This is a genomic window from Pseudarthrobacter sp. NPDC058119 (genome assembly GCF_042884655.1).
In the GTDB taxonomy this organism is placed as follows: Bacteria; Actinomycetota; Actinomycetes; order Actinomycetales; family Micrococcaceae; genus Arthrobacter.
On record NZ_JBHVTN010000002.1, the window covers coordinates 171809 to 191450 of the forward strand.

Here is a 19642-nt window from a genome sequence, read left to right on the forward strand (position 1 = left end):
CCCGGCCGCGCTGATGGAGGTCATGACGTTCCAGCCGTCCCCGACCTTGATCCGCCAGCCGAAGAGGCCGTTGCCGAGGCCCGGGTACGTCCAGAGGGTCCCGTCGGTGTCCCGGGCGATCAGGTCGGGTTTGCCGTCCCCGGTGAGGTCGCCGGCCGCGCTGATGGAGGTCATGACGTTCCAGCCGTCCCCGACCTTGATCCGCCAGCCGAAGAGGCCGTTGCCGAGGCCCGGGTACGTCCAGAGTGCGCCGGTGGTGTCCCGGGCGACCAGGTCGGGTTTACCGTCCCCGGTGAGGTCGCCGGCCGCGCTGACCGCCGTCATGACGTTCCAGCCGTCCCCGACCTTGATCCGCCAGCCGAACAGGCCATTGCCTTGGCCAGGGTAGGTCCACAGGCTTCCATTTCCGTCCTGCGCCAGCAGGTCGGCCTTGCCGTCGCTGGTGAAGTCCCTTGCCACCGGGGCCGGAACCGGTCCCAGAGTAGGGCCGGTGAACAGCAGGCGGTTGGGGGTGCCCGCTGACACGTTGCTGACAGTACCCTGGGTGGCGGCAGCCGTCAGGTCCGCTGCCACCGCAGCCGGGGTCTGCTGCGGGTTCCGCGACAGCGAAAGCGCCGCAGCACCGGCAACGTGCGGAGACGCCATGGACGTGCCGCTCAACGTGGCCAGCGAGGTGGTGGAGGTGTCCCAGTCGGATTGGATGTTCACCCCCGGCGCGTACATGTCAACGCAGCTCCCGTAGTTCGAGAACCCTGCCTGCCGGTCCGAGGAATCGCTGGCCGCGACGGTCAAAGCTTCGGGTACCCGTGCGGGGGAGGTGGTGCAGGCGTCGACGGCGGCGTTGCCGGCTGCTACTACGGCCGTGACGCCGTCGTTGATGATTCCCCTGATGGCGTCATCCAGCGTGGTGCTGGTGGGGCCGCCGATACTGAGGTTGGCCACTGCGGGGGTGCCGGCGGCATGCTGGGAGGCGATCCAATCCAGGCCCGCGATGACGTCGGAGTCAAAGCCGGAACCGTCGCAGCCAAGCGCCCGTACCGGGACCACGGTGGCAGCTTTTGCCACCCCGTAGGTCTTCCCGGCAATAATTCCGGCGACGTGCGTGCCATGGCCGTTGCAGTCGCTGCTGCCCCTTCCATCGGCAATGGCGGTCCAGCCCGGCGCCACGCGGCCGCCAAAGTCGGCGTTTTCCGCCAGGACCCCGGTGTCGATGACGTATGTGCTGACGCCGGCGCCGCTGGCCATGGGCGTGAACGTGCCGGAGAGCGGGAGCGCGCGCTGGTCGATCCGGTCCAGGCCCCAGGGCGGTGCCTGCTGGGTGTCGGCAACCGTCACGGGCAAGTCCGGCTCAATCAGGGCAACCCGGGGCGAGCGGGCCAGGGCCGCCGCCTGTGCCTTGGTGGCGGTGACCGCGGCTCCCCGGACGGCGGCGGAGAAGGTCCTGCCGATGCGCACTCCCTGGCCCTGCAGGGACTGGGCTTCGGTGGCCACGTCCGAGCCTTTGGCGAACCGGACCAGGTAGCGGCCCTCGTCACCGGCCAGGGGGCTGGCCGCCTGGGCGTCAACGCTGGCAGTGGGCGGGGGTGGTGGAGCGGTGGGCGCCGCAGGGGTGAACGCCGCGGCCGGCGGCGCCGCCAGCACCACGGCAGCAGCAGCGGCCAGCACCGCGCCGGCGGGGCCACGGAATCGCTTGGACAATGACATGGGTGGCCTCCTAGTGACCGATCCATCCTGCGGTGAGTAAACCACGAGTGGTTCCGCGGGCCGTACCGGGCACGGCAAAGGAGGCAGGTGTTGCCGGCCGGCGGCTGGTACAACGGCCGGCAGTTAATTCGGTAGCCCCAGACATCCCTTGTGTTCCCCAGCTTTCGGCGGAAACGGAAACCATTCCCTGGTCCACACTGCCCGTCCTGTCCAGGAGCCCCGGCTGAGCCCGGGTCTTTCTCCAGTGCAGGCGTTGCGCCGGACGGTGTAGCCCTGGCCATTTTACAACTCCCCGGTTACGGAAGCGGCGGCCACACCTCGGCTGGACCTCATCAACCACAAGGACACCGCGGTGAAGGTGCTGGTGCATCCTTGACGGCGCGGACTTTAGTCCCTGTTCTGGAGTAACCCTCAGGCGTAGCTTGAATGTGGGTCCCACGGACGCGGAACCCACATTCAAGGGGGCATCATGACCAGGCCCAGGCATACAGTACTCAGCGTTCTCGGGCTCAGTGGCCTGATAATTCTTACCGGGTGCTTCGGCCCGCCCAGCCCGTCCCCGACCAGCAGCTCCCCGGCGCCCCCGGCGAGCCCGGCGGCCAGTGCCAGTCCAAGTACGACGGCGACCGGCACCCCGACTCCGCCGCCCACCACCTCCGCCGCCCCCACCAGCCCGGCTGCCCCGCCGCCGTCGTCCGTCCCTGCCAGTCCGCCGCCCTCCCAGGAGCCCCAGCCCACGCAGGAACCCACCCCTACCGGCCTGCCCGAACAAACTGCCCCGCTGACCATCTACTACGTGGCGGTGGGGGACAACGGCCTCTCGGGGCCGAAAATCGGCTGCGGCGACAGCCTTGTGGCCACCACCACCGCACCGGTCACGTTCAGGGACCAGGTAGGCCCCAGCATCAACGCCCTGCTGGCCAACAAGAGCCGCGACGTAGGCCTGTCCGGACTGATCAACGTGCTGTACCAGTCCAGCCTGACGTACCTGGGCGGTGAGCTGAACGGCAGCACTATCAGCATCTGGCTTTCCGGGCAGTTCATGCTGGGTGGCGTTTGCGACATCCCCAGGGCCAAGGCGCAACTCGAGTACACCGCCATGAGCGCGTCCGGCGCCACGAGCGCGCAGGTGTACGTCAACGGCCGGCCGATTGACGAGGTCCTCAGCCTCAAGTAGATAGGGGTGGTATGCCGGGAGTAGCGCTTGGGAGGAACCGGATGGACAGCCTGCAGCACCCGCTCTTCGCCCGCGCTTTCGCCCGCGCGGTGGGTGGCATGGACCGCCGTGGCGCCGCCGGGCACCGCCGCAGCATCCTGGCCGGGCTGCGGGGAACCGTGATTGAAATCGGAGCGGGGGCCGGGTCCTCCTTTCCCCTCTACCCCTCCACGGTGACCCGGGTCCTGGCCCTGGAACCAGATGACTACCTGAGAGGCGTGGCCCAGGAATCGGCCGCTACCGCCTCCGTCCCCGTCACCGTTGTTGATGCCGCCGCCGAGTACATCCCTGCGGAAACCGGCAGCGCCGACGCCGTGGTGGCCAGCCTGGTCCTCTGCAGCGTCAGGGACCAGGCGGCCGTACTCGCGGAGATCCGCCGTGTCCTCAAGCCCGGCGGGACCCTGGCCTACTACGAGCACGTCCGGTCCAGGCACCCGGTCGTGGCCACGGCAGAGGATGTGCTGACCCCGGTTTGGGGGCGGTTCATGGGCGGATGCCACCTCAACCGGGACACCCTGGCTGCCATCACCGCAGCAGGATTCACCGTCCAGGACAACCAGCGCTTCGGTTTCGCCGTGCAGCAGCTGAACCCGCCTCTTGCCCACATCCTTGGAACGGCCACCAGTCCTGGGCCGCCCGGCTGATGTAGGCTCCCCGACATGAGAACCCTGACCCTGCCGGGAGCGGACGGCGTGAAGATCAGCGTCCAGGAGTGCGGCGACCCGGATGCGGCCCCGGTGGTCCTGCTGCATGCCCTGGGCGACACCGCAGGCGACTGGGAAACGGTGGCCGAAGCCCTCGCGCCGGACTTCCGGGTGTTCGCCGTCGACCTCCGCGGCCACGGGGGCAGCGACCGGCCCGGGGAGTATTCCTTCGAGCTCACGCTGGACACAGGGCACAATGTCCACGCCGCAGCACCGGCCCAGTTCATCACCACGGTCACCTCGTGGCTGCTGGAGCGTGCACTTTGATGCGGCGTCCCAGGTTGTCCGGGCGGCTGTCAGAGGAGCGTCGTACCCTAATGCCATAAAGGCAATATCCCAGCCCAACGTGTCCGAACGGATCGGCATGACAGACCTGAATGTCCGGGAGCGCAGCTCCCTCCAGCTGGCCATCACCGATGCCGCAAGCCTGGCGGCGGAGCAAACGCTCGCACGCCTTGGCTCCGGTCCCGGCGGCCTGACCGGCGGGGAAGCCGCCGCCCGCCTGGAACAACTGGGGCCCAACGCGGTCCGCACGCACCGGGCCAACGCCTGGGCAGTCCTGGGGAGGCAGTTCGCCAGCCCCATCCTGATCCTCCTGATCGTTACCGCAGGGTTGTCCCTATTCCTGGGCGACGCCACCAATTCCGTCGTCATCGGCGTGATCCTCCTGGTCAGCGTGGGCCTGGGCTTCACCAACGAATACCGCGCGGAGCTCGCCTCCGAGGCGCTGCACTCCCGCGTCACCCATAAGGCTGCCGTCCAGCGGGACGGGACCACCACGGAAGTGGACGTCACTGCCCTGGTGCCCGGCGACGTCGTCCATCTTTCCCTCGGCGCGATCGTCCCGGCGGACATCCGCCTGCTCACCACCAACAACCTCCTCTGCGACGAAAGCATCCTCACCGGGGAGTCCCAGCCGGCCGCCAAGGACCCAGCCCCGGTCCCCGCCGGCTCCTCCCTGGGCGACCTCGCCTCCTGCGTGTTCATGGGCACCGTGGTCCAGTCCGGCGGCTGCAGCGGCGTGGTGGTGGCCACCGGCGGCCGGGCGGAGTTCGGGCGGATCGCGCTGGGCCTGGGCGAACGGCAGCCGCAGACCGAGTTCCAGCTGGGCCTCAAACGGTTTTCGTTCCTGCTGCTGCAGGTGGCCGTGGTGCTCACGTCGCTGATCTTCGTGGCCAACCTGCTGCTGCAGCGCCCCCTGCTGGAATCGCTGCTGTTCTCCCTGGCCATCGCTGTGGGCATCACGCCGCAGCTGCTGCCCGCCGTTGTCAGCACCAGCCTGGCCACCGGGACCCGCCAGCTTGCCAAGCGCAAAGTCCTGGTCAAGCGGCTGGTGTGCATCGAGGACCTGGGCGACATGGACATCCTGGTCACGGACAAGACCGGCACCCTCACCGAGGGCAAGATCAGCTTCACGCGCGCGATTCCCGCCGGAGCCGGAATGTCCGACGACGGCCTCCTCACCCTGGGGCTGCTGGCCACCGAGGCGAATTACGCCGGAGCGAAGGCCTCCTCCGCCGGGCAGAACCCGCTGGACGCCGCGCTGTGGGAGAGCCCCGGTGCCTCAGCGTTTGATCCGGCCCGGTTCGAGCGGCTGGACCTGATCGGGTTCGACCACCAGCGCCGCCGGACCACGGCCCTGGTCAGTGACACCGGCGGCCCGGCCCTGCTGGTCACCAAGGGGGCCCCGGAAGACGTCCTGGCCCTGTGCGGGGCCATCACGCCGGCAGCGCAGGCACTGCTGGATGAACAGTTCGACGCCGGCGCCCGGGTGGTTGCCGTGGCCACCCGCCCTGCTCCCGGGCTGTCCCGGCTGGCGCCCGCCGACGAGGAGGGACTCACCCTGGCCGGGTTCCTGGTGTTCCTGGACCGGCCCAAGGCCAACGCCCGGCAGTCGCTGGACCGGCTGGAGGCCCTGGGCATCTCGGTGAAACTCGCCACCGGGGACAACGCCAAGGTGGCCGAGCGCGTGTGCGCGGACCTGGACGTGATTTCCGGCGGCACGCTGACGGGGGCCCAGGTTGAAGGAATGTCCGACGCCGACCTCGCCGCCGCCGCCCGCAAGGCCACGATCTTCGCCCGCGTCTCGCCGGAACAGAAGGCGCGGATCATCACCCTCCTGCGGCAGAGCGGCGGTGCGGTGGGGTTCATGGGCGACGGCGTGAACGATGCCCTGGCACTGCACAAGGCGGACATTGGGATCTCCGTCGACACCGCAACGGACGTCGCCAAGGATGCGGCCGACGTCGTCCTCCTGGACAAGGACCTGGGCGTCCTGGCGGACGGTGTGATGGAGGGGCGGCGGATTTTCGCGAACACCATCAAATACGTGCTGATGGGCACGTCCAGTAACTTCGGCAACATGTTCAGCGCGGCCACGGCGTCGGTGGTCCTCAGTTTCCTGCCCATGCTGCCGGGCCAGATCCTGCTCAACAACCTGCTCTACGATTCCGGGCAGCTGGCCATCCCGGGGGACCGCGTGGACAAGGAACAACTGCGGGCGCCATCGCACTGGAACATCGCGTTCATCCGCCGGTTCATGCTCCTCTTCGGGCCCATCAGTTCGCTGTTCGACTTCGCCACGTTCGCCCTCATGCTGTTCGTGTTCACCGCAGCTCCCGGGGAATTCCGGGCCGGCTGGTTCATCGAATCCATCGCCACCCAGACGCTGATCATCTTCGCCATCCGCACCCGCCGGGTTCCGTTCCTGCGCAGCCGGCCGTCCAAGGGCCTGCTGGCAGCGTCCTTGGGAGTGGTGGCACTGGGGGTTTTCCTGCCGCTCTCGCCCCTGGCCGGGGTACTGGGCTTCGACCCGCTCCCGGTCCCGTTCTTCCTGGCGCTGCTGGGCATGGTGGTGGTGTACCTGGTGCTGGTGGAGTTCGCCAAGCAGTGGTTTTTCGCCCGGGACGCCCAGCAGCTGCCGGCTGCACCGTCGCCGGTGCAGCGGCGGCACGCCACCCACCACATTTCCCGGCGCGCTTTCCGGTTCAGCATCCCCGTCAGGGTGCGTCCACTCCCGGTTCCTGCTGCCCGGGGACGCGCACCGGGGGGACGCGGGGCGCGGCGGGGCAGGCCCATCCGTAACCTTTAGGGCGCGCGGCGCCGCGGCTTGTTAGCATGGTGTAAGGGACGCTGGGGGCTTTCATTTATCGGATCCGGGGTGAGGCAGCCCGCCGTGGATGCGTTCGATTTCGGAGCGTATTTACATGTGGCGTGAACCTATCAGGCGGCGGACCCGGGAACTCCTGCGGGAGTTCGTGGAGCGGGCGGATGATCTTGTCCGGGCACAGGAACACGTTGAGGGGCTGCTCGGTGCAGTCGTTTCCATGACGGAGGACCTGAGCCTGGAGGCAGTACTGGACCGCCTGGTGCAGTCTGCGTGCGAACTTGTCGGGGCGCGGTACGGGGCCCTGGGCGTCATCGGTGACGACCAGCAACTGAGCCACTTTATTACCGTGGGCATTGATGAAGAAGGCGTCCGGGTGATCGGCGACCTGCCCACCGGCCACGGCGTGCTGGGCCAGCTGATCCGGGAACCCAAGCCCCTGCGGCTCCACGACCTGGGCGAACACCCTATCGCAGTGGGGTTTCCCCCCAACCACCCGCCCATGAGCACCTTCCTGGGCGTCCCGGTCCGGGTCCGTAACGAGGTGTTCGGGAACCTGTACCTGACGGAAAAGATCGGTGGCCAGGATTTCACGGGGGAGGACGAGGACCTGGCGGTTGCCCTGGCGGCCGCCGCCGGGGTGGCCATCCAGAACGCAAAGCTGTTCGATGACAGCAGGCGCCGCCAGCGCTGGCTGGAAGCGGGCATGGAAGTCAGCGACCGCCTGAAGGACCAGCCGCGGTCGGACACCGAGAACCTGGACATGATCGCCGAACGCGCCCTCAACGCTTCTTCCTCGGTCCTGTCCCTGATCGCCTCGGTGGGACCGGACGGAACCATCAGGTGCCGGACGTCGGTGGGCGCCCAGTCCATGCCCCGCGGGCAGGAACTTCCCGCAGCTGCCGTCCTGTCGGAGGTCCTGGAAACGGGGGAGTCCAAACTCCTGACCGATCCGGGCCTGGTCTTCGACCCGACGTCGGCGGAAAAACTGGGACCCGTCCTGGTGGCCGCCCTGGGCAGCAACAGTGACGGCCACCGCGACAGCGTCCTCATCCTTGCCCGCGCCGTTGGCGGAGCAAGGTATACCGATGTGGACGGCGAGCAGAGTGCAATATTTGCCTCCCGGATAGGCCTGACGCTGGACCTGCTCAAGGCTAACCAGCTGCGCGAAGAGCACGCACTGTTCATCGACCGGGAACGGATCGCGGCGGACCTACACGACCTGGTGATCCAGCGGCTCTTCGCTGCGGGACTGAGCATCCAGGGGCTGCGCCGCTACACCGCGGATCCGCCGGCCCATGAACGGCGCATCGCCGGAATCACCGCCGAACTTGATGACTGCATCCACCAGCTCCGGGACACTATCTACTCCCTGCAAGCCCGTAAACCCGATAAGGAACTTCTCAGCGGCCGTGTGCTGCGCGCCGTCCAGGAAGCCGCCAACGCTTCCGGCTTCCTCCCCAGGATCCAGCTGTCCGGGCCGGTTGACGACGCCGTGGACGACGAAGTGGCCGAACAGCTTTTACGCGTGCTCTACGAAAGCGTCAGTAACGCCGTCAGGCACTCCGGTTCGGAGGACATCGCCATCGTGCTGGCCGCGCAGGACGGCGAGGTGGTCCTCAACGTCCGGGACACCGGGCGCGGGTTCAAGGATCCTGAACGGGTCAGCGGGCTGACCAACATGAAGAACCGGGCTACCCGCCTGGGCGGTGAGTGCATCATTGACAGCGTCCCCGGCAAAGGCACCAGCGTGACATGGAAGGCGCCCACCGGCGGCTGAGGCTGTCCACCGGCTGCGACGAGTACTCGTGTCAGTGCAGGAGTTCCCACGCGCGCGGTATCGGCGTGGGGATCAGGTGGCCGCGCCTGCGGAAGCCCAGTTTGTGGAGCACGGAGGAGACGCTTGACGCAACGGCCGAATCGGACAGCACCATCTCCTGGCCGATCTGCCGGTTGGTCAGTCCCCGCGCCATCAGGCCAAGTACCTTCCTTTCCGTCCGGGTCATCGCCTTCAGCCAAGGGGCGGAAGCGGTTGCATAAAGGCCCTCTGCAACCCGCTCCCTGATACCGGGGCCGATCGGGGCGATCCCTGCTGCCGTGCTCCGGATGCAGTTGATCAATGCGTCGTTGTTTCCGATCCGCTTGAGCACATAGCCCGAAGCCCCCGCCAGGACGGCCGCCCGGATTGCGTGCTGCTCGTCCCAGCTGGTGAGGATCACACAGCCAATGTCGGGTGAACTGGAGCGCAGGTCACGGCACACCTCAATGCCCGTGCCGTCCGGCAGCCTGTCATCGAGCACAACGATGTCCGGCTGCAGGATATGGATCAGCCGGCTGGATTCGGCAGCGGAACCGCTTTCGCCAACAACATCGAATCCGGCGTGCTCGAGCAGGTCGGCCAGGCCACGGCGGACCATCTCGTGGTCATTGAGGATGAACACCCGGACGGGCAGGGCGGGGAACGCAGCCTCTTCGGGGGGTTCTGCAGGTGTGTTCATCTAGACACTCTCATCGGTTCGACGCCCTTCCCGGCTGCCCTCTCCCTGCAGCCGCCCCTCCGGAAGGAACCACATTTTTATTCATCCAGCACTTGTGGCCACTCCATTCCCAGCGCTGTGACAGTAGTTGCCGGAGCCTCCCGGGGGATGCTGCAGACAGCGCAGATGATGTTGTGTTCCGGACCGGCCACCCATTCGTGGGACTTCTCCAGGCGGTATTCATACCGCCCGCCAAGCTCCTGGAGCCGGTTCAGCGCTACGCTGGCAGTTTCCCATGAACTCCAGCGGCCCACCAGCCCGCCGTTATCCCGGGAAATGGCATTGCACCCGCCGTCGCCCAGCCCGGCCGCGGAGCCCAGGCCTGCAGGCGGGTAGTCGCCGCCGTACACTGCCCTGTATTCGTCCTCGGTTGACATGTTCCTGACCACCCCGTCCCGTCTTAGGCGGCCTTCTTTTGGGGTGCGAGGAATACCTCCAGCGCCTGGAGCGTGGCCACGGCATCATAGAACGCCGGGTTCCGGTGCGGGTGCAGGCGGTCCAGGAGGCCACCGTTGTACTGGAGCCGGCGCCTGGCGGTGCTGACGGTGCGGGCAGCGTGATCGAGGTCTTCCGGGCGCCGTGGCAGCGCGATGTTCATGCACTGGATCGAGGCAAGGGCCACGGCCACGACATTGGCGTCGAGCTGCCGGCCTGCTGCCCGGTGGCCGCGCAACTGGGAGGCGAGTCCGTCCCAAATGTCCCGTGCTGCCGTCCGTGCCACCTCTGTCCGGGCCTGGTCCGCCGGCACTCCCTGGTCCAGGAAGTGCCGGCAGAGGGAATCGAAACGGACAGCGAGCCCTTCAGCTTCCTTCCCCGTGTCACCGGAAGGAGCTGATTCCGGGAGGAAATTGGAAGGGTGGAGGAGCATTGCGCGCCGGCGCGCTGCTTCTGCCTGCGGCAATCGGGCGGGAGGGAACGTGAGGATGTCAGCGGACATGCCGGTCCTTTCAAAATCCAGCCGGCCGGATGCGGCTGCACGCCGGCGGGCATCCCTGCGGATGCCTCCGGCGGAAAGTCACTGGGGTTCGACGGGCCGCCCCGGCCCCGCACTGTGGAGACCCGGATGCTGCCCTCACCAGAATGCCAAGCGTCCCAGCCCCAGCTATAGGGCTGAAAGTCCCGTCATCGCCGGGGATCCCCGGAACGACCACGGGGGACGGGGGCTTAATGCCCTGTTTTCGGGCTTACTGGCCGCCCTAGCCTGAAATAGGCAGCGCGGTGCACGGCCGCCTGCCGGAACCGGGAGGCACACGGTGAAATCTGCAAACACCAGCGTCATCGCAGGCGTGATCCTCATTGCCCTGGGCGTGCTGTTGCTCCTTGACCGGCTGGGCGTCATGGACACTGCCGCTTTCACGGCACCGCTGATCTTCGCGGCCGTGGGGGTTCTGTTCCTGTCCCTCTTCGTCCGCCGCCGGGAGAACTGGTGGGCGGCCATCCCCGGGTCCGTGTTCCTTGGCCTTGCAGCGGTGGTCACCGCCACGCAGCTCACAGGGGGTGCCTGGGGCGCCGCTCTCCTGTTCCTCTTCATGGGGGCCGGCTTCGCAGCCGTCTTCGTGCGCGAACGCACCACTTGGTGGGCCCTGATCCCTTCCGGCGTCATGTTCACGCTGGCGCTCATCGTGGCCCTCCCGCCGCAACTGCAGGGCACGCCCACCGCCGCCGTCCTCTTCCTCGGACTGGCCGCAACCTTCGGGGTGCTGTCGGTGGTCCCGGTCCATGCCGCGGACCACGCCGGCGGCAGCGCCGAACGGATGAGATGGCCGTTGATCCCGGCCGGCATCCTCGCCGTCATGGGCCTGATCTTCGTCCTCCAGGCGACGGCGGTGCTCATCCCGATGGACGTCGCCTTCCCAGCGGTGATGATCCTCGCGGGGCTCGCCCTCATGGTCTACGCCTACCTCGCCCACCGCGACGGACGGCAGAAGGCCCACGGACCCGGCCCACGGGCAAGTTGAGCGGACTGGCCCTGGGAGATGGCCATCACCACCGTATCCACGGAGATATTGATGCAGGGTCTCGCGGTACGGTTCGGCGGGGAAAGACCATCCGGGGAGGCCTGTCAGCCGCGCGCCGCCAGGTGTTCGGTTACGAACTCGGCGTCCGGACCCACGCCCACCAGGGTGGCGGAGATGTGCCGCGTCAGCCAGGGGAGCCCGACGGCGTACAGGCCCGGGTGCTCGGTGACGCCCTTGGCGTGGCGGGGGTAGCCCCACTCATCCAGGAGGGGAAGGTCCAGCATGGCGAAGTCCAGGCCGTAACCGGTGCACCAAATCACGGACGTTATCCCTTCGGCAGCCAGGTCCAGGCGGGCGCCGGTTTCCGCAGGCAGCCAGTGGTCCTCCTCCGGAACGTCGGCTTCCGGGGCGTCCAGCCCGGCTGCCTTGATGTATGCGTCGGACAGCGCCCCGAGCCGCTGCCGGAACCCGGCTTCCACCAGGGCCAGGCGCTGGGGAAGGTCGTCGGTGAAGACCAACGCGCCCGCGTCCATTCCCTCAAACCGGCCGTGCAGGCGGACGCCGCGGCGCCCCAGTTCCCGCAGGTGCACGCTGTGGCCGCCCCCGTTGCCGGAGACGAGCGGGTTGCACAGGAACCGCCCGGCCGGGGAAGGGAGGCCATGCACCTGGAGCGCGTTGATTCCATACTCGGGTCCGTGGATGTTCACCGCCATGATCCAGTGGAAGATGTCCTGGCCGCGGTACCGCCGGGGCGCCTCGGGGCACGAGGAAACCGACAGGTGCACGGTCCGCCCGGCGTCGAGCAGATCCTCGGTGATCTGCCCGCCGGACTGCCCCGTCCCCACCACCAGCACCGCGCCGTCCGGCAGTTGGGCGGGGCTTCGGTACTCATGGCTGTGCACTTGGAGGACCCCGGGGGAGATGCCGACGGCGGCCGGCATGCGCGGGCGCTGGAACGCGCCACTGGCCAGGACAACGTTGCGGGCGGACCAGCTGCCCTGGCCAGTCTCCACGGCGAAGCCGGTATCCGTGGGCGAAATCCTGGTGACTTCTGTGCGCAGCCGAACCGGGGCGTTGATGTCCTGGGCGTAGCGGCGGAAGAAATCGATGGTGGCATCCCGGGAGATGAAGCCGTCCGGTTCGGGTCCGTCATAGGACTTTCCGGGCACCGCAACCGAGAAGTTGGGCGTGTTCAGGTAGAAGGAGTCCCACCGGTCCTGCCAGGCCCCGCCCAGTGCGTTCCGGCGTTCGAGGACCACGTGCTCAACGCCGCGCTGCGCCAGCCAGTAGCTGGTGGCCAGGCCCGCCTGGCCGGCGCCCACCACCACTGTGTTGGTCGCCTCGCGGGAAACAGCGGGGGCGGACATGGTTACCGGGCCCTCCGGGGTGCCCGGGCCTTCGGCGCCTTGGGCTCCTTGGCCGGGAGGGAGCCGACGTAGGCCAGCGCCTTTTCGGCCCATGCCCGCGCCCGGGTGTCGTCGCCGTCGCCCTCTTCATTCCACACCTCTGGCAGGCCGGTGTAGCCGCCCATGGGCCTCTCAGCGGGTCCAAACGGCACGGTCCGTTCGGAGGACTCCAGCAGCTCCTTGTCTTCGCGGGAGAGCTTCACGCCAATGGTGGACCCGAACAGCCCGGCGAACATGTTGCCGTTGACGAACGCCCCCAGGTTGCCGAACATCGGCTTGACCACCACCCCGGGATGGTCGGGGACCACGCGGCGGAACCGCTCTTTTTCTTCCTCCGTTGCCTTGGGCATCTCCATGGCTTTGCCTCCCGTTGGCAGGGTTTGTCGGCAGGATCTGGATGCAGGATATGCCCGTTTGGCGGTGGGGTCGAGGGGCCGTTGACGGAGGACCCGGCCCGGCAACAAATCCTGCTTTGAACAGGTCAAACTTCCCGGACCGGTGCTATACCTGACCATAGGCAACTAATTGTGGCTGCCACGCGAAGGGCGGATTCCGAGGACCCGGGCTTTCCCGGAAGGTTGGAGGCAACGGTGCTGGCAACTCCGGCTCCGGGGCCGGACGGACGCATCACGCGGCCGGGCCGGACGTACCTGGGTGCGCTGGCCCTCGCCGCGCCCGCCGTCCTGGGCGTGGCCCTCCTCACCGGGTGCAGTGGCGGCACCAGCCAGACGGTGTCCACCGCCGTCAAGGACAGCTCCTCCGCCGTCGCCACCGCCCGGATCGCCCTCCGCCAGGACATGGATGGCAAGCTGACCCGTGCCGCCACCTCCACCACGCTTGATGACGAGCTAAAGGAACTCCAGTCCAGCCGAAGCACCGTCCTGAAGCTGTCCCCGGCCACCGCGGAGGACCGGGACACCCAGAAGCAGGCACTGGACGTGCTGGACCAGTGCGCAGCCGGCTTAGCCACGGTGCGCGCCGCGTTGGCAGCGACCGACGGCGGCACCCCCTCCCTCGCGGACGGTGACAAAGCGCTCGCCGACGCGCAGGACGTCCTGAAGCAGCTCGAAAACAAGGTGGGGGACAAGTGAAACGGCTTCTCGGCGTCGCGCTCGGGATCCTCACCGCCATTGGCGGGTTCGTGGACATCGGCGACCTGGTGACCAACGCCGTCGTCGGCTCCCGCTTCGGCCTGTCGCTGGTGTGGGTGGTGGCGGTTGGCGTGCTGGGGATCTGCCTCTTCGCCAACATGTCCGGCCGGGTGGCTGCAGCGTCCGGCCGGGCCACCTTTGAAGTGATCCGCGAGCGGCTCGGCGCCCGGGCCGGGCTGGCCAACCTGGCGGCGTCCTTCCTGATCAACCTGATGACCGTGACGGCGGAGATCGGCGGCGTCGCCCTGGCGCTGCAGCTGGCCAGCAGCGTCTACTACCTGTTCTGGATTCCGGTGGCGGCGCTGGCGGTGTGGCTGGTGGTGTGGCGCGTCCGGTTCTCCATCATGGAGAACGTGACGGGCCTGATGGGGCTGACCTTGGTCATCTTTGCAGTGGCACTCTTCCTTCTCAAGCCGGACTGGGGCTCGCTGGCCGGGCAGCTCACTCCCGCGGTGCCGGACCAGGAAACGGTGTGGACCTACAGCTACTACGCCATCGCCCTGTTCGGCGCCGCGATGACCCCGTACGAGGTGTTCTTCTTCTCCTCCGGCGCTGTCGAGGAGGGGTGGACGGTGAAAGACCTGCTCCAGGAGCGGATCAACGTCCTGGTCGGATTCCCGCTGGGCGGCCTGTTGTCCGTGTCCATCGCCGCGTGCGCCGCCGTCGTCCTGCTGCCCGCCGGCATTTCGGTGACGTCGCTGTCCCAGGTGATCCTGCCCGTGGCCGAGGGCGCGGGGAAGATCGGCCTGGCGCTGGTCCTGGTGGGGATCGTGGCGGCGACTTTCGGCGCAGCCCTGGAAACCACGCTCTCCAGCGGCTACACCCTGGCACAGTTCTTCGGCTGGTCCTGGGGCAAGTTCCGCCGCCCCGCGCAGGCAGCCCGCTTCCACCTGTCCATGATCGTGTGCCTGCTGGTGGGCATCGCGGTACTGGCCACCGGCGTGGACCCCGTGCTGGTCACCGAGTACTCGGTGGTGTTCTCCGCGATCGCACTGCCGCTGACCTACCTGCCCATCCTCATCGTGGCCAACGATCCGCAGTACATGCGCGAGCACGTAAACGGGCCGCTGGTCAACGTGCTGGGCATGGTCTACCTGGTGATCATCGTGGTGGCCTCCATGGCTGCCATCCCCCTCATGATCGTGACAGGAGCAGGCGCATGAGCGCCCAGCCTGGCCCGCTGCGCCCCGCCCCGAAAGTGGCCGGGCGGATCCTGGACGCGCAGCTGCACCTGCTGGACCGGCAGGTTTTGGACCACGACGGCGTTCCGGTCACCACTGTCGACGACCTCGAGCTGGCCGGCACAGCCGTGGATCAGGCGATTGAGCCCGGGACAGCGGCGCCTGTCCTCACTGCGCTGCTGACCGGGCCGGTCCTGGGGACGCGCATTTTCGGCGGCAGGCCGCCGTCGTCCCGGCTGATCCGGATCCCGTGGAAGGACGTGGCGGAGGTGGGCGTGGTGGTTCGGCTGGGCGTCAGCGGGGAGTCGCTGGACGCAGCCTGGGTGGAACGGTGGGTTCGCGACAAAATCATTGCGCGCATCCCGGGAGGCAGCCATGATCCTCGGTGACCTGCTGGGCACCACCGTCCTTGACGCCGACGGCGGGTGGCTGGGCCGTGTGGCCGACGTCCGGTTCGCGCTGGACGGCACTGCGCACCAGCTGATGGCCGAGCCGCGGCTGCTGGGCCTGGTCGTCAGCCCGCACAGCGCGGCATCCTTCCTGGGCTATGAACGGAACGGACTTACCCGCCCCTGGCTGTTGGCGCGGATGCTCCGGTGGCGGCACCGCGGCTCGTTCCTGGTGCTGTGGGAAGACATCGCGGTGGTGGGCGCAGGCTCAGTCCGGCTCCGCCCCGGGTTCACCCGCTACAGCACGGCCCTGCAGGATGCGGCGGAGGCATGATCAGGGCCCGGCAGGCATGCAATTAGGTGAGCGTCAAATCTCCTGTAGTGTTGAACCCGTTGTTGTGTTTATGCAGTTGGTAGTTCAGGCAGTACGCGCGGTCGAAAGTCCGCGTTCTTCTGAAGTAGCGGTTTTTGAACACCCCACGCCGGAGGGCCCGAAAGTCGGGACACTCCCTCCACCTTCACGAAGGACAAAATAATGGCTACTGGTACCGTCAAATGGTTTAACGCTGAAAAGGGCTTCGGCTTCATCTCCCCGGACGACTCCTCGCAGGACGTTTTCGCGCACTACTCCGCGATCAACTCCTCCGGCTTCCGCTCCCTCGAAGAGAACCAGAAGGTTTCCTTCGACACCGAGCAGGGCCCCAAGGGTCCCCAGGCCACCAACATCCAGGCTCTCTAATTTCCTAGGGATCCGGGACCGTTAGGTTTCCAAGCAGGGCTTGCCGTTTCTTTGGCAGGCCCTGCTTTTTCGTTAACCAGGCAGTTGCCGGAACGGCGTTCCTCCGGCCGAATTTTGGTGTCTCGACAAAGTTCAGTTGAAGGAGCAATCTATTAGGTGCGTACGTCTGCAGCGTGCCTTTCCACGCCGCCGGCGGCGGCAAAAAAATTCCAATAAGCGCGGCACCAGTTGGGGTGGTGCATGTCCGGCACGGATGTTCGGCCGGCACTGGCTGCCCGCGCTCCCCGGCAATGGCAGCCGGCATCTTCACTCCTAAAAACAGTGGCCGGTTCGGCCCGTCATGCCTTGCGTTGAATCGGCTGCAGCATACCGGCCCTGGGGCCGATTGCCGTTTCAGAAAGCATCGCTATGAAGCACATTCGGGGAATCACTCCAAGATCCAACAAACTCGCGTTCATTGTGGCCTTTGCTGTTGCACTGCTCGCTTCACTGGGGTTTGCCGGCCCGGCCGCGGCCGGTGACTGGGGGCACCGGACCTGGCACGTGCAGGTCGGTTCCGAGTCCCACGACCAGGAAATCCAAGGGATGGCGTTCCTTCCCTCGGAGATCTTCATCAACGAGCGGGACACCATCATGTGGCACGCAAACGCTGCGGAGATCCACACGGTGACCTTCCTGGCGGAGGGCCAGCCGCTGACGGACTTCAATCCATTCGATCCAAATGAGCTGGGACCGGTCGGTGGGAGCAGCTACGACGGGCAGTCTTATTACAACTCGGGGATCATGGCCAACGTGGATGTTCCGGGCTTTACCACTGCGCGGAACTACAGCCTGACGTTCCCGCATGAGGGTAATTTCACCTACTACTGCCTGGTCCACGGCAAGATGATGAAGGGAACCGTCCACGTGCGCGACCGTGGCACCGATTATCCCTACAGCCAGGGTGACTACAACAGGCAGTCACGGGACCAGGCACGGTCCATCATCCGCGATGGGCAGCAGCTCGACGAGTCGCTGGCCGAACAAGCAAACAACCACCAGGTCATGGCGGGCGGTGACGACGGCGTGGCGATGGTCATGCGTTTCGTCCAGCCAACCGTGACGGTGCATGTTGGTGAAAAGGTGAATTTCGTCAATGACGGAATGGGTGCTCCACACACGGTCACCTTCGGTAACGAGCCGGCGAACATTTTCGCTCCGTCCGGCGACCCGACGGATTTCTCGGGCGGTGACCTCAGCTCGGGAATTATCCCTCCGAAGGGGACATTCGAAGTGACGTTCAAAGCGACCGGAACCTTCAAGTACATCTGCGCACTCCATGACTACATGGGCATGGTGGGCAAGGTGAAAGTCGTCGATTAATTAACCAGGTTCCGTGCCCGGCGGGAGCGTTTGCCCCGGCCGGGCACGGTGGCGTTGCCGCCTGCCGGGCCGGCAGGCCTACGCGCCGGCAGCGTTCCCGGGCTGGCCGCCGGCGGACGACCTGCCCGGGTGAGGGTGCCCCAGCGCGGATGAACCGGAAGCCGGAGAAAGACCCAGCCGCCTGACCACTTCCGCAGCCTCCTCAGCAGGGGTCCGCCCCACGTCCACCACGATGGTGTTCTCATCCGGTCCCGGCGGCTCCAGGGTGGCGATCTGTGAATCCAGCAGGGACGGGGGCATGTAGTGGTCCATCCGCGCGGTCAGCCGGCGGCCGATCTGTTCCTTGGAACCTGACAGGTGCACGAAGACGACGTTCTTTTCACGGAGCCGGTCCCGGTAGATCTTCTTCAGCGCTGAGCAGGTGATGATCCCGGGGATTCCCGCCATCGTGTGCTCGATGATCCAGGAGGCAATGGTGTCCAGCCATGGCCAGCGGTCCTCGTCGGTCAGGGGAATGCCGGACGCCATCTTTTCCACGTTTTCGGCCGGGTGCAGGTCGTCACCTTCCTCCAGGTCCCAGCCGAGCTGGCCGGCAAGGATCCCTGCCACCGTGGACTTTCCGGAGCCGGACACGCCCATGATGACCAGGACCGGCTGCTGGACGGATTCGGGCGTCTGGCTGGCGTCCATCAAGGGATCACCACGGACAGGACCATGACCAGGGCGAACCCGACCACGGAGATAAGGGTTTCCATGACGGACCAGGTCTTGAAGGTCTGGCCAACGGACAGGCCGAAGAGTTCCTTGACCAGCCAGAAGCCGGCATCGTTCACGTGGGAGAGGAACAGGGAACCGGCACCCACGGCGAGGACCAGCAGGCCTGCGTGCCCGGGGGAGAGGCTCGCCGCCAGCGGCGCCACGATCCCTGCCGCCGTCACCGTTGCCACGGTGGCCGATCCGGTTGCGAGCCGGATGGCGACCGCGATGAGGAAGCCCAGGACCAGGACGGAGATGTTGGCACCGGTGGCCCATTTGGCCACCGCATCGCCCACTCCGGCTCCGATGAGGGTCTGCTTGAAGCCTCCACCCGCGCCCACGATCAGGATCACGGCTGCGATCGGCCCAACGGACGCACCAATCTTGGCTCCAATTTTGGTGCCGGTGAAGCCGACGGCGTAGCCGAACGTCACCAGGGCCAGCAGGACCGCCAGCGTCATGGCAACCAGCGGTTCACCGATGAAGTCAAAGAAGACGCGGGCCGCGCTCGGGTTCTTGGCGTTGGGGTCGACGATGTCCACCACGGCCTTGAGGAGCATCAGCACCACTGGGAAGACGATGGTCAGCAAGGTGACGAGGAACGTGGGCTGGCGTTTGGCGTCGGGATCGGCCTGGGTGTGCTCGGTATCGATGCCGCCTGCTACCTTCGGGGCATCCACGGGAACCCAGCGCGCTGCGTAGATGGCGAACAGCGGGCCGCAGATGATGACCGTGGGAATGGCGATCAGCAGGCCGAGGGCCAGGGTGATGCCCAGCGGGGCGTTCAGGCTGGAAATGGCCACGAGGGGACCGGGGTGCGGGGGGACCAAGCCGTGCAGGACGGAGAGGCCGGCGAGGGCCGGGATGGCTACGCGCATCAGTTTCCGGCCCGACCGCTGGGCCACCAGGACGATGACGGGCAGCAGCAGCACCAGGCCGATTTCGAAGAACATCGGCAAACCGATGATGACGGCCACCAGGGCCATGGCCCAGGGGAGGACCTTCGGGGAGACTTTGCCGAGCAAAGTGTCCACGACGCGGTTGGCACCGCCGGAGTCTGCCAATAGTTTGCCCAGCATGGCACCGAGCGCGATCAGCAGGCCAACTTCTTTCAGCGTGCCCCCCACGCCGTCCTCGAAGTTGCTGATGACCTTCCCCAGTTCAACCCCGGAGGCGAGGCCGACGAACGCGGATCCGAGGACCAGCGACAGGAAAGGATGGAGCTTGAGTTTGACGATCAGGAATACGATCAGCGCAATGCCGATGGCGGCGACGACGACCAGTTGGGTGTCGTGTCCGTTCCACGGCTCTGTGGCGGCGGGAAGGAGAAGGGATTGCATGTTGCTTCCTCGATATGGGGTAGGCGGCCAACGAAACTGGTGGCTGCCGCAATAAGTATGACGTATGACACCTCAAAAGTGAATAAGTAGGAC

The 19642-nt window shown here is 67.0% G+C and carries 20 protein-coding genes; 12 read left to right on the plus strand and 8 right to left on the minus strand.

Features of this window, described 5'->3' with window-relative positions; translation table 11 throughout:
• A partial coding sequence (locus ACFVTD_RS05815; RefSeq protein ID WP_387559444.1) for a S8 family serine peptidase occupies nucleotides 1–1704 on the minus strand: 1704 nt, incomplete at its 3' end.
• Nucleotides 1705–2173: 469 nt separating this feature from the next.
• Here ACFVTD_RS05815 and ACFVTD_RS05820 point away from each other — a divergent pair.
• From ACFVTD_RS05820 to ACFVTD_RS05840, 5 genes are all read left to right on the plus strand, one after another.
• Nucleotides 2174–2881 (plus strand): hypothetical protein, encoded by a 708-nt coding sequence (locus ACFVTD_RS05820; protein WP_387559447.1) that lies wholly within the window; start codon nucleotides 2174–2176, stop codon nucleotides 2879–2881.
• Between the two features lie 41 nt (nucleotides 2882–2922).
• Entirely contained in the window at nucleotides 2923–3564 is a 642-nt protein-coding gene (locus tag ACFVTD_RS05825) for a class I SAM-dependent methyltransferase (RefSeq protein ID WP_387559450.1), read from the plus strand.
• Between the two features lie 15 nt (nucleotides 3565–3579).
• Entirely contained in the window at nucleotides 3580–3891 is a 312-nt protein-coding gene (locus tag ACFVTD_RS05830) for an alpha/beta fold hydrolase (protein ID WP_387559452.1), read from the plus strand.
• A gap of 97 nt (nucleotides 3892–3988) precedes the next feature.
• A complete protein-coding gene (gene mgtA, locus ACFVTD_RS05835) occupies nucleotides 3989–6715 on the plus strand; it encodes a magnesium-translocating P-type ATPase (RefSeq protein WP_387559455.1) in 2727 nt (908 codons plus the stop codon).
• Between the two features lie 115 nt (nucleotides 6716–6830).
• Nucleotides 6831–8510, plus strand: coding sequence for a GAF domain-containing sensor histidine kinase (locus tag ACFVTD_RS05840; RefSeq protein WP_387559458.1), 1680 nt, complete (start codon nucleotides 6831–6833; stop codon nucleotides 8508–8510).
• A 31-nt stretch (nucleotides 8511–8541) separates the two neighbouring features.
• On the opposite strand, the gene ACFVTD_RS05845 is transcribed toward ACFVTD_RS05840, so the two are convergent.
• The 3 genes from ACFVTD_RS05845 to ACFVTD_RS05855 form a co-directional block, all read right to left on the minus strand.
• The gene (locus ACFVTD_RS05845) at nucleotides 8542–9228 is read right to left on the minus strand and encodes a response regulator (protein ID WP_387559461.1); all 687 of its coding nucleotides are present in this window, start codon (nucleotides 9226–9228) and stop codon (nucleotides 8542–8544) included.
• Between the two features lie 77 nt (nucleotides 9229–9305).
• Nucleotides 9306–9644, minus strand: a complete 339-nt coding sequence (locus ACFVTD_RS05850; protein ID WP_387559464.1) for a hypothetical protein — start codon at nucleotides 9642–9644, stop codon at nucleotides 9306–9308.
• Nucleotides 9645–9667: 23 nt separating this feature from the next.
• Entirely contained in the window at nucleotides 9668–10204 is a 537-nt protein-coding gene (locus ACFVTD_RS05855) for a hypothetical protein (protein WP_387559467.1), read from the minus strand.
• Nucleotides 10205–10520: 316 nt separating this feature from the next.
• Here ACFVTD_RS05855 and ACFVTD_RS05860 point away from each other — a divergent pair, with 316 nt between their 5' ends.
• Nucleotides 10521–11225, plus strand: a complete 705-nt coding sequence (locus tag ACFVTD_RS05860) for a hypothetical protein (RefSeq protein WP_387559470.1) — start codon at nucleotides 10521–10523, stop codon at nucleotides 11223–11225.
• A 104-nt stretch (nucleotides 11226–11329) separates the two neighbouring features.
• Here the strand turns inward: ACFVTD_RS05860 and ACFVTD_RS05865 are convergent, their stop codons facing one another.
• Both ACFVTD_RS05865 and ACFVTD_RS05870 read right to left on the minus strand, forming a co-directional pair.
• Entirely contained in the window at nucleotides 11330–12592 is a 1263-nt protein-coding gene (locus ACFVTD_RS05865; protein WP_387559472.1) for a flavin-containing monooxygenase, read from the minus strand.
• Nucleotides 12593–12594: 2 nt separating this feature from the next.
• A complete protein-coding gene (locus ACFVTD_RS05870) occupies nucleotides 12595–12987 on the minus strand; it encodes a TfoX/Sxy family protein (RefSeq protein WP_387559475.1) in 393 nt (130 codons plus the stop codon).
• Nucleotides 12988–13158: 171 nt separating this feature from the next.
• Here ACFVTD_RS05870 and ACFVTD_RS05875 point away from each other — a divergent pair, with 171 nt between their 5' ends.
• The 6 genes from ACFVTD_RS05875 (at nucleotide 13159) to ACFVTD_RS05900 (ending at nucleotide 17453) form a co-directional block, all read left to right on the plus strand.
• Nucleotides 13159–13722, plus strand: a complete 564-nt coding sequence (locus ACFVTD_RS05875) for a hypothetical protein (protein ID WP_387559478.1) — start codon at nucleotides 13159–13161, stop codon at nucleotides 13720–13722.
• Nucleotides 13719–14945 carry an Nramp family divalent metal transporter gene (locus tag ACFVTD_RS05880; RefSeq protein ID WP_387559481.1) on the plus strand — a complete coding sequence of 409 codons (1227 nt, stop codon included), beginning with the start codon at nucleotides 13719–13721 and terminating at the stop codon, nucleotides 14943–14945. The genes ACFVTD_RS05875 and ACFVTD_RS05880 overlap by 4 nt, the downstream gene beginning before the upstream one ends.
• The gene (locus tag ACFVTD_RS05885) at nucleotides 14942–15352 is read left to right on the plus strand and encodes a hypothetical protein (RefSeq protein WP_387559484.1); all 411 of its coding nucleotides are present in this window, start codon (nucleotides 14942–14944) and stop codon (nucleotides 15350–15352) included. The genes ACFVTD_RS05880 and ACFVTD_RS05885 overlap by 4 nt, the downstream gene beginning before the upstream one ends.
• A complete protein-coding gene (locus tag ACFVTD_RS05890; protein WP_387559487.1) occupies nucleotides 15339–15686 on the plus strand; it encodes a PRC-barrel domain-containing protein in 348 nt (115 codons plus the stop codon). Before ACFVTD_RS05885 ends, ACFVTD_RS05890 begins: the two co-directional genes overlap by 14 nt.
• 201 nt (nucleotides 15687–15887) lie before the next feature.
• Nucleotides 15888–16091 (plus strand): cold-shock protein, encoded by a 204-nt coding sequence (locus tag ACFVTD_RS05895; RefSeq protein WP_015936345.1) that lies wholly within the window; start codon nucleotides 15888–15890, stop codon nucleotides 16089–16091.
• A gap of 408 nt (nucleotides 16092–16499) precedes the next feature.
• The gene (locus ACFVTD_RS05900) at nucleotides 16500–17453 is read left to right on the plus strand and encodes a plastocyanin/azurin family copper-binding protein (protein WP_387559490.1); all 954 of its coding nucleotides are present in this window, start codon (nucleotides 16500–16502) and stop codon (nucleotides 17451–17453) included.
• A 78-nt stretch (nucleotides 17454–17531) separates the two neighbouring features.
• Here the strand turns inward: ACFVTD_RS05900 and ACFVTD_RS05905 are convergent, their stop codons facing one another.
• Both ACFVTD_RS05905 and ACFVTD_RS05910 read right to left on the minus strand, forming a co-directional pair.
• A complete protein-coding gene (locus tag ACFVTD_RS05905) occupies nucleotides 17532–18143 on the minus strand; it encodes a gluconokinase (RefSeq protein ID WP_387559492.1) in 612 nt (203 codons plus the stop codon).
• The gene (locus ACFVTD_RS05910) at nucleotides 18143–19549 is read right to left on the minus strand and encodes a gluconate:H+ symporter (protein WP_387559495.1); all 1407 of its coding nucleotides are present in this window, start codon (nucleotides 19547–19549) and stop codon (nucleotides 18143–18145) included. Before ACFVTD_RS05910 ends, ACFVTD_RS05905 begins: the two co-directional genes overlap by 1 nt.
• Nucleotides 19550–19642: the final 93 nt, after the last annotated feature.

Coding starts and splice junctions, on each gene's coding strand:
- ACFVTD_RS05910 (WP_387559495.1), bottom strand. CDS start 19,549: ATGCAATCCCTTCTCCTTCCCGCCGCCACAGAGCCGTGGAACGGACAC.
- ACFVTD_RS05865 (WP_387559472.1), bottom strand. CDS start 12,592: ATGTCCGCCCCCGCTGTTTCCCGCGAGGCGACCAACACAGTGGTGGTG.
- ACFVTD_RS05850 (WP_387559464.1), bottom strand. CDS start 9,644: ATGTCAACCGAGGACGAATACAGGGCAGTGTACGGCGGCGACTACCCG.
- ACFVTD_RS05870 (WP_387559475.1), bottom strand. CDS start 12,987: ATGGAGATGCCCAAGGCAACGGAGGAAGAAAAAGAGCGGTTCCGCCGC.
- ACFVTD_RS05830 (WP_387559452.1), top strand. CDS start 3,580: ATGAGAACCCTGACCCTGCCGGGAGCGGACGGCGTGAAGATCAGCGTC.
- ACFVTD_RS05820 (WP_387559447.1), top strand. CDS start 2,174: ATGACCAGGCCCAGGCATACAGTACTCAGCGTTCTCGGGCTCAGTGGC.
- ACFVTD_RS05845 (WP_387559461.1), bottom strand. CDS start 9,228: ATGAACACACCTGCAGAACCCCCCGAAGAGGCTGCGTTCCCCGCCCTG.
- ACFVTD_RS05895 (WP_015936345.1), top strand. CDS start 15,888: ATGGCTACTGGTACCGTCAAATGGTTTAACGCTGAAAAGGGCTTCGGC.
- ACFVTD_RS05840 (WP_387559458.1), top strand. CDS start 6,831: ATGTGGCGTGAACCTATCAGGCGGCGGACCCGGGAACTCCTGCGGGAG.
- ACFVTD_RS05825 (WP_387559450.1), top strand. CDS start 2,923: ATGGACAGCCTGCAGCACCCGCTCTTCGCCCGCGCTTTCGCCCGCGCG.
- ACFVTD_RS05900 (WP_387559490.1), top strand. CDS start 16,500: ATGAAGCACATTCGGGGAATCACTCCAAGATCCAACAAACTCGCGTTC.
- mgtA (WP_387559455.1), top strand. CDS start 3,989: ATGACAGACCTGAATGTCCGGGAGCGCAGCTCCCTCCAGCTGGCCATC.
- ACFVTD_RS05885 (WP_387559484.1), top strand. CDS start 14,942: ATGAGCGCCCAGCCTGGCCCGCTGCGCCCCGCCCCGAAAGTGGCCGGG.
- ACFVTD_RS05890 (WP_387559487.1), top strand. CDS start 15,339: ATGATCCTCGGTGACCTGCTGGGCACCACCGTCCTTGACGCCGACGGC.
- ACFVTD_RS05905 (WP_387559492.1), bottom strand. CDS start 18,143: ATGGACGCCAGCCAGACGCCCGAATCCGTCCAGCAGCCGGTCCTGGTC.
- ACFVTD_RS05855 (WP_387559467.1), bottom strand. CDS start 10,204: ATGTCCGCTGACATCCTCACGTTCCCTCCCGCCCGATTGCCGCAGGCA.